Here is a 7,661-nt window from a genome sequence, read left to right as displayed (position 1 = left end):
ACTCAGGAATAATTTGCAACAGAGCCACCGGCAGCGCCTCGCCCGCGTTGTACTGGCGATACAGGCCGATCACCGCGGACATGAAATCCCTGCGGACGAAGTCGGCATTGGTCGAGGCCCGGTAATCGGTCAGGAACTCGAACACTTCGACCCCGGTTGCGCTGTCGTAATGGACGACGCCGGGCGCCACGCCCAGCGCATTGGCGGTGCGCGCGGCTTGTATCGACAGCTCCCGGTTCACGAAGTTTTCCGACCCGACGCCGAAGACCTTCATGAAATAGGTGGTCTCTTCATGCTCGACCAGCCAGTTCGAGTTCAGAAGTCCGCCCACCAGCGGCCGGGCCTTCACGGTCTCGGGCGTCCAGCCGGGCACACTGGCGATAGCACGGGTGACCTGTTCTTCGGTTGCAGCACTCATCTTTCGATCTCCTTCATGCGGCCCGGCGCAAACGGTCGGCGGCTTGCGACCCAAGGGCCATGGTCGACAGGCGCAGGAACCGCCACGACGCGTATTTCGCGAATTCCAGCGTGGTGCGGGGCGAGGTCACCGCCATGATCGACCCGATCAAGCCCCAGCGCAGATCGTCCGCCATGCCGTAAAGCATCGCGCGCTGGAACAAGCCTTCATCGAAGCGGCCTTCCCATTCCTCAAAACCCGCGCGGGCCTCGGGCTCGCAATCGAAGAACTCCATGAGCCAGCAGCCGATGTCCTCGTAAGGGTCGGTGTCGGCCGAAAGGTCGAAGTCGACCAGCTTCACCCCTGCGTCGGGACCGATCATCAGGTTGGCGGTGTTGCCGTCACGGTGGCAGGGCCTCAGGTCCATGTCGCAGGCCCTGATGCGCGCCCCGGCCTCGCCGATCACCGTCAGGAAAGCGGCCAGATGGGGATGGGTCGGGGCCTCAAGCCGGGCCGCCAAGGCAGCCAGCGTCGCGATCTCGTCGAAGATCGATGCGGTGAAACCCAGACGCGAGCCCGACTGGAAGGTCTTTTTCGCGGCGATGGTGGCCGCGCGGAGTTCCGGCACGACCGCATCCTGCAGGCCGCTGCACCGCCACGTGTCCGGCAGCGCTTCAAAGGCGATCAGGCCGGCGTCCACATCGTCGGCCAGCACGACCGGGCCGGCACCGGTGTCGCCCGCGTGACGCGCCGCGGCGATGGCTTTCGCGGGATCGACATAGAAGGCGGTATCCGGGTGGTACTGTTTGATGATGGCGGTCTTGGCCCCTGCCCCGGCGCGCCAGATGTCGCCCTCGATACCGCGCCAGGCGGGCGAGGCCAGGACGGTCAGCGGGTTGACAAAGCTCTCGGGGGCGGCGCCCAGGGCCGTTGCGGCAAAGCCCTGCGCCTGGCTCTTCCTGTCGGACATAAGGTTATCCTTCCTATTTGCAGCCAAAGTCAGCGATGGCTGACGATTGGTGTCGTGGGCCAGCTCCGGCCCGCGGCCTTCATCGCCCCCAGTTCGGTTTCCAGCAGCGTGGCCAGCGCCATCAGCCGCAGGTCGTCCAGCCGGTGGCCGACCAGTTGTACCCCCACCGGCAGCCCGTTCCCGTCGAAGCCCCCAAGAAGCGAGATCGCGGGATGCCCCGACTGATTGAAGGGGGCGGTAAAGGTCGTGTGACGAAGCGGCATGCCGAAGACGGGCCCGCGGTCCTCGGCCGGCCAGTTGACCAGCGGCATCACCGGCGTCAGCAGGAAATCGACCCCGTCCAGCAGGGCGACCGTCCCGGCGACGCCGCGTTCGATACCGGTCTCGAATTCGCGGATGCGGGCGGGGGTCCAGTCCGCAGCCTCGGCGAACCAGTCGACCAGTTCGGCGGGGGCCTTTTCCCGATGTTCGGCATCCGCGGCGGCGTATTCGTACCAGCCGCGCAGCTTCAGGGAATCGTCGATCGGCAGATAGGCGTCGAAGCCGTAGGACGCCGTCACCCGCCTCGTCCGTCCGACGATCCGGGCCAGCGCCTGCAGGGCCGTGTCGAAGACCGCCTGCACCGCCGGTTCGACCGCGGGGCCAAAGCCGAAATCGGCGCAGGCGCCCACGGTCAGGTCCCTCTCCCAGCCCGGGGCGGGATCGGTGCCCAGAAGCGGCACGGAATAGCGGTCGCCGGCATCGGGCCCGGCCAGGAGCGCGGTCCAGACCTGCAGGTCGGCGGCGCGGCGGGTAATCGGCCCGGCCGACCGCACGGTCGAGGCCGGGGCATGCGGGATCAGCCCCTGCGTGGGTTTCAGCGCCGCCAGCCCGCAATGGCAGGCGGGCAGGCGCACCGATCCGGCAATGTCCGAGCCCACCGACATCATGCCGACGCCAGCAGCGATGGAGGCACCGCCCCCTGCGCTGGATCCGCCGGTGTTCCAGGCCGTGCCCCAGGGGTTGCGCACGATCCCGTGCGAGCCCGAGACGCCCGAGCCGCTGAGCCCGAAGTCGGGCATCGTGCCCTTGCCCAGGATGATCGCCCCGGCCGCCTTCAGCTTGCGGGTCGGGATGCCATCGGCCTTGCCGAGGATCCCTGCCCCATGCAGCGCCGATCCGTGATGCCAGCGCATGCCGATCGCGGGCACGCTGTCCTTGATCGTCACCGGGATCCCGTCGACGGGGGACAGCGGCGTGCCGGAGGCCCAGCGGGCCTCGGCCGCCTCGGCCTCGTCCATGGCGGCGTCGGGACGCAGGTCATAAAGCGCGTGAAGCGTGTCGTTCACGGCCGCCGCCTGATCCAGCATCGCTCGCGTGACGGCCACGGGGCCGGTGCGCCCCTCGCGATACGCCGATTGCAGGTCGGCAAGGCTCAGGTCAGCCAGTTCGGCAATCTGGGTCATTCGATGTCCTTCGAGGTTTTCAGGCCGGCAATCCGGTCACGGCCAGCATATTGCATCAGGTCGCGGAACCGACCCACAAGTCCGTTTGGCAGCAGCACGATAGAGGCGGCGATGATCAGGCCGAGGCCCAGGGTGCGGAATTCGCCCATTTCGCGCATCAGTTCGTCCGCGCCCATCAGGACCAGGGTCCCGACCAGCGGGCCCCAGAAGGTGCCGACGCCGCCGATCACCACGATGGCGATGATGAACATCAGCTGCGGCAGTTGCAGGATGGTCGGTCCGATCACCTGGAAATGCGCGGCATAGACGCCTCCGGCGAGCCCGGTCAGGAAGGCCGAGAGGCCGAAGACAAGAAGCTGCACGCGAAAGCGGTTGATGCCCCGGGCGACGGCATAGCCCGGATTGTCGCGGATCGCCCGGAAGGCATGGCCCATCGGCCCTTTCAGGATCACCCAGGTTACCGCCATGATCACGATGAACAGCGTACAGACGATGGCGTAGTTGCCCAGCATCCAGTCGCCCCGCAACACCTGCCGCATGCCGAAGTCGCCAAAACGGGAGAAGCCGCCGGGTCCGCCGGTCAGCTGGCGGCAGACCGATCCGACCTGCACGAAGCATTCCGTATCCGTCACGATCAACAGGTACATCACCTGCGTCACCGCCAGCGTCAGCAGCGCCACGTAGACCCCGGTCAGCCGCAGACAGGCCAGCCCGATCAGGACCGAAAACACGGCCGCCACCAGCGCTGCCGGCAGCAGCGCCGCCCAGACCGACCAGTCCAGGAAAAAGCACAGCATGGCGGTGGCATAGCCCCCGACCGCAAAGATCGCGATCGGCGCCAGCGAGAAGATCCCCGCGAAACCGAAGACCAGGTTCCACTGTGACGCGATGCAGGCATAGAACAAGGCCAGCACGATCTGTCCCAGCACATAGCGGCTGTCGATCTGGAACGGGACCGCGACGGCCACGGCGATCAGGGTCAGGGCAATCAGCAGGTCCGTGCGCCCGGAAGTCTTGCTCATAGGTGTGAGTCCTTCTGTGCCGTTGAAAATTGGGGGACCGCCATCACATCCGCCTCACTTGCGCCTTGCCCAGCAGGCCGCTGGGTCGCCAGATCAGCACCACGACGACGGCGCAGAGCAGCAGGGGAAAGCCCCAGCGGGCGCCGAAGGCGTATTGAACCCAGGCTTCCAGCAGCGCGAGGCCGAAGGAGACAAGCACCGCCCCCGGCAGCGAGCCAAGCCCCGCCACCACGCACATGATGAAGCCTTTCAGCATCGGATCGTAGCCCAGCGAGGGCGACAGCTGCACCATGGACGAGAGCAGCAGGCCACAGATGCCCGCAACCGCCCCCGAGAGCATCACCACGATCAGATAGACACGGTCGGCGGCGACCCCCATCAGCCGGGCGGCGTCCCGGTTCTGGGCGGTGGCGCGGATCGCCCGGCCCATGCGGGTGTAGTTCAGCAGCGAGGCAATCGCCGCCATGGACAGCACTGCGGCCGCCATGATGATGAAGTTCTGCCAGGGCACGATAAGCGGGCCCAGCTCGAACGACCCGCCGACAGTCACCGGCTGGCGCAGCGGTTGGCCACCGAAGAGCAGCAGGATCCCGTTTTCCAGCGCGATGGCGGCACCGACGGTGGCGATCATGATATTGGCCTCGAAATCGGCTTTGCTCTGGCGCAGGACGTTGCGGACGATCAGCACGTAGATCAGCCCGCCGGCCAGCGCACCGAAGACGACCGAAGCCAGGATGCCCACCGCCATCGGCAGGCCCATCCCGGTGATCGCGCCATAGGCCACATAGCCACCCAGCGTCAGCAAGGCGCCATGCGCCATATTCAGCACCCCAAGCGCGCCCCAGACCAGCGACAAGCCGATGCTGGCAATGGCGTAAAGCGCCCCGACGGTCAGTCCCGACAAAAGAACGGCGTAGAAGGTATTCATGCGTCAGCCCCCCAGATAGGCCGAAATGAGTTCGTCGCTGGCCAAAAGCTCGGCCGGCGGCCCGGACCAGATGAATTCACCGTTGTCGAGCAGAAACAGACGGTCGGCGATATCGGCCACGCGGGCCGGGTTTTCCTCGATCAGCAGGATGGTGCGGCCGGACCTGCCCAGTTCGGCGATCACCTCGTAGATCTGCTCGATCACGATCGGGGCGAGACCCAGCGAGGGTTCGTCGATCATCATCAGACGGCCGCCCATCATCAGCCCGCGGCCCAGCCCCACCATGCGCCGTTCGCCGCCCGAGAGCGTCGACACCGGCTGGTTTCTCCGTTCCGCCAGCTTCGGCAACAGCGTCAGCACCTCGTCCATGCGCCGGTCAAGCTCGGCCCGGTCAGAACAGAGGAACGCGCCCATCAGCAGGTTTTCATGCACCGTCATCTGCGGAAACAGCATGTCGCCCTGGGGCACATGGGCCAGCCCGCGGGCGGCGGTGTGGTGAACATGGCGGTCCAGCGCCACGCCCTCGAACCGGATCTCTCCCCCCCGCAGGGGGACCAGTCCCGAAATCGTGCGCAGCAGCGTCGACTTGCCGTGGCCGTTCGGCCCCACGACCGTGACCAGTTCTCCGGCGGCGATGGAGAGGGAGACGCCGCGCAGAACCTCAACCCCTTCGTAACCCGACCGGACGCGATCCAATTCCAGAACGGCGCTCATGCCACAGCCCCCGCGTTCAGGCCGAAATGCTTTTTCAGCCGGTTCTTGGTGCCCTCGCCCAGATAGACCTCGACAACCTCGTCGTTCTCGGCCACCGCATGGGGCGGACCTTCGAAAAGCTGCGCACCGTGGTGCATGATGATCACCCGGGTGGAGAGCGCGAGAAGAAAGCGCATCACGTGCTCGATCAGGACGATGGTCACCCCGCCCGTGGCCAGACGCTTGACCAGATCCATGACGAAATCGATTTCCTCGCTGTTCAGGCCGCCGACGGGTTCATCCAGGAACAGCATCCGCGGTTCGGTCGCCATGGCACCGGCAATCATCAAAAGCTTGCGGTCCAGAACGGGCAGTTCAGCCACCGTCATCCCGGCCTTGTGGGTCAGCCCCACCAGATCCAGCGCATCCCACGCGGCGCGTTTCGTCGCCGCCCCCAGCCGAAGGCCCGGCAGAAAGCGCGCGCGACGGCCGTAGTAGGCAGCGATCTCGACGTTTTCGAGCACGGTCATGTGGTCGAAGGCGGCGTTCAGCTGAAAGGTCCGTGCCATACCCATCTGGCAGGTCCGGTCGGCGCCCAGCGCGGTCACGTCCTGCCCGTCGAAGACGATCCGCCCGTCCGACGCCGGGGTGATCCCGGTGACGACGTCAAAAAAGGTGGTCTTGCCGGCACCGTTCGGTCCGCCGATGCCCAGAATTTCTCCCTTCGCGACGCTGACCGTCATGCGGTCCACCGCGACCAGTGACCCGAAGCGTCGGGTGACGTTCTCACAGTGCAGCAATGGTTGTATATCAGTCATGGAGCGGCCTTCATCTCTTGCAAGGCACGGGCGCGAAACGCCCATGCCCAAGGTCATGCTCGAACGGTCAGGACAGCCAGGGCGGCAGCAGGAACTTCGAGGTCGCGTAAAGCTGCGGCCCGATCAGCTTGGGATCGGTGCGATAGTCCTGATGCTGCAGGAACTGGTGCGGCAGGCCGAGCGAGGGGTCGTTTGTCTCGGTCGGATAGCTGTAGACGACCAGCCCCTCGGGATTGAACCGGAAGGACCCGCTCATGCCGCGGTGGACCATGCCCTTGAGGACGGCGGCAATCTTGCGCGCCTGATCTCCGTTGAAGGGTTCGCCCGCCCCGCCGGCCACGGCGGCGGCAATGGAATACATCCAAAGCGCGTCATAGGTCTGCGCCCCGGTCAGCCAGGAGGCCGCCTCGCCGAACCTGGCGCGGTAATCGGTGCGGAACTTCTCGGCGAAGGCATCCGGCAGGCCGCCGATCACGGTGGAATAGATCACGCCGTTGATGGCCTCTCCGCCGATCTCGCGGAAGACGGGCAGCGACGGGCCGTACTGCATGTAGATCAGGCTGGGCGTGGGCTGGGTCAGGAACTGGGTCATGAACTGCGCCAGATCCTGCGCCAGGAAGTGCGTGACCAGGATCGCGGCGGGCGGATCTTCGCGCAGCTTGGCCAGCACCGGCCCCCATTGGTTGGTCGGGAAGGGCACGGTTTCGTAGATCGAAACCTCCCAGCCGAAATCGGCCGCCTGATCGCGGATCGCGTTGCCGATGACGATGGCATATTCCACGGCCGAGGCGACGATCGCGATCTTGCGGTTTTCCGGGGTCCATTGGCCCGAGTCGACCAGATCGTTCAGGAAGGTCAGGCAGCCCGGCCCGTACCAGTATTCCGCCGGGTCGGTCTGGAAACCGCCATAGTAGCGCTCGGGATCCGACTTCACCCGCTCCTGATGCGCAATCTGGGTGTTGTTGTGCAGCACGATCACGTCGTTGTCGGCGGCGACGTCCAGTTCGACCATATTGGCGCCCAAACTGTAGCCGTTGACGATGGCCGGCGTGTTGTAGCGGTCGATCAGACGCTGCATGGCCTGGCCGACAAGGTCGGTGCCCATCTCGCGCGTGTCCTCGATATGGATCTCGATCGGGCGACCCAAGATGCCGCCGGCCGCGTTGATCTCTTCCGCCGCGAGCTCGAGGCCGTTCTTGAACTCGATCCCGTCGCCCGCAGCCGGGCCGGACATCGGCAGCGCCGAGCCGATCGGGATCGGATCGCCGGTCTGTGCGCTGGCCGCGCCTGCATTCAGGGCCGAAAGCGCAGCCGCGCTGAGACCGCCGGCGCCAAGGCCGGTCAAAAGTTGCCGTCTTTTCATCCTGCATTCCCCAAGTGGCGTGTCG

The 7,661-nt window shown here is 66.1% G+C and carries 7 protein-coding genes and 1 pseudogene; all 8 read right to left on the bottom strand.

Translation table 11 applies throughout. From position 1 onward, the window contains the following. A pseudogene (locus FE811_RS24785) lies at positions 1-418 on the bottom strand (choline/ethanolamine kinase--aminoglycoside phosphotransferase); the annotation flags it as partial. A 13-nt stretch (positions 419-431) separates the two neighbouring features. Continuing rightward, a complete protein-coding gene (locus tag FE811_RS24780; protein WP_140849183.1) occupies positions 432-1,367 on the bottom strand; it encodes a phosphotransferase family protein in 936 nt (311 codons plus the stop codon). 29 nt (positions 1,368-1,396) lie between these two features. Then, on the bottom strand, positions 1,397-2,812 hold the full coding sequence (locus FE811_RS24775) for an amidase family protein (protein WP_140849181.1): 1,416 nt from the start codon (positions 2,810-2,812) through the stop codon (positions 1,397-1,399). Further along, on the bottom strand, positions 2,809-3,834 hold the full coding sequence (locus FE811_RS24770) for a branched-chain amino acid ABC transporter permease (protein WP_140849179.1): 1,026 nt from the start codon (positions 3,832-3,834) through the stop codon (positions 2,809-2,811). Before FE811_RS24770 ends, FE811_RS24775 begins: the two co-directional genes overlap by 4 nt. Before the next feature lie 43 nt (positions 3,835-3,877). After that, positions 3,878-4,762, bottom strand: a complete 885-nt coding sequence (locus FE811_RS24765; RefSeq protein ID WP_140849177.1) for a branched-chain amino acid ABC transporter permease — start codon at positions 4,760-4,762, stop codon at positions 3,878-3,880. Between the two features lie 3 nt (positions 4,763-4,765). Next, positions 4,766-5,476, bottom strand: a complete 711-nt coding sequence (locus FE811_RS24760) for an ABC transporter ATP-binding protein (protein ID WP_140849175.1) — start codon at positions 5,474-5,476, stop codon at positions 4,766-4,768. Next, complete coding sequence (locus FE811_RS24755) at positions 5,473-6,273, bottom strand: ABC transporter ATP-binding protein (protein WP_140849172.1); 801 nt, start codon at positions 6,271-6,273, stop codon at positions 5,473-5,475. Before FE811_RS24755 ends, FE811_RS24760 begins: the two co-directional genes overlap by 4 nt. Positions 6,274-6,340: 67 nt before the next feature. Further along, positions 6,341-7,636, bottom strand: coding sequence for an ABC transporter substrate-binding protein (locus FE811_RS24750; RefSeq protein ID WP_140849170.1), 1,296 nt, complete (start codon positions 7,634-7,636; stop codon positions 6,341-6,343). Between the last annotated feature and the right edge of the window lie 25 nt (positions 7,637-7,661).

The organism is Paracoccus sp. FO-3 (assembly GCF_006386455.1).
In the GTDB taxonomy this organism is placed as follows: Bacteria; Pseudomonadota; Alphaproteobacteria; order Rhodobacterales; family Rhodobacteraceae; genus Paracoccus; species Paracoccus versutus.
This window is presented reverse-complemented; position numbering and strand designations above follow the sequence as displayed.

Excerpts from the sequence above, each read along its gene's own strand:
- FE811_RS24760 (WP_140849175.1), bottom strand. The coding sequence starts at position 5,476 with ATGAGCGCCGTTCTGGAATTGGATCGCGTCCGGTCGGGTTACGAAGGG.
- FE811_RS24780 (WP_140849183.1), bottom strand. The coding sequence starts at position 1,367 with ATGTCCGACAGGAAGAGCCAGGCGCAGGGCTTTGCCGCAACGGCCCTG.
- FE811_RS24750 (WP_140849170.1), bottom strand. The coding sequence starts at position 7,636 with ATGAAAAGACGGCAACTTTTGACCGGCCTTGGCGCCGGCGGTCTCAGC.
- FE811_RS24775 (WP_140849181.1), bottom strand. The coding sequence starts at position 2,812 with ATGACCCAGATTGCCGAACTGGCTGACCTGAGCCTTGCCGACCTGCAA.
- FE811_RS24755 (WP_140849172.1), bottom strand. The coding sequence starts at position 6,273 with ATGACTGATATACAACCATTGCTGCACTGTGAGAACGTCACCCGACGC.
- FE811_RS24770 (WP_140849179.1), bottom strand. The coding sequence starts at position 3,834 with ATGAGCAAGACTTCCGGGCGCACGGACCTGCTGATTGCCCTGACCCTG.
- FE811_RS24765 (WP_140849177.1), bottom strand. The coding sequence starts at position 4,762 with ATGAATACCTTCTACGCCGTTCTTTTGTCGGGACTGACCGTCGGGGCG.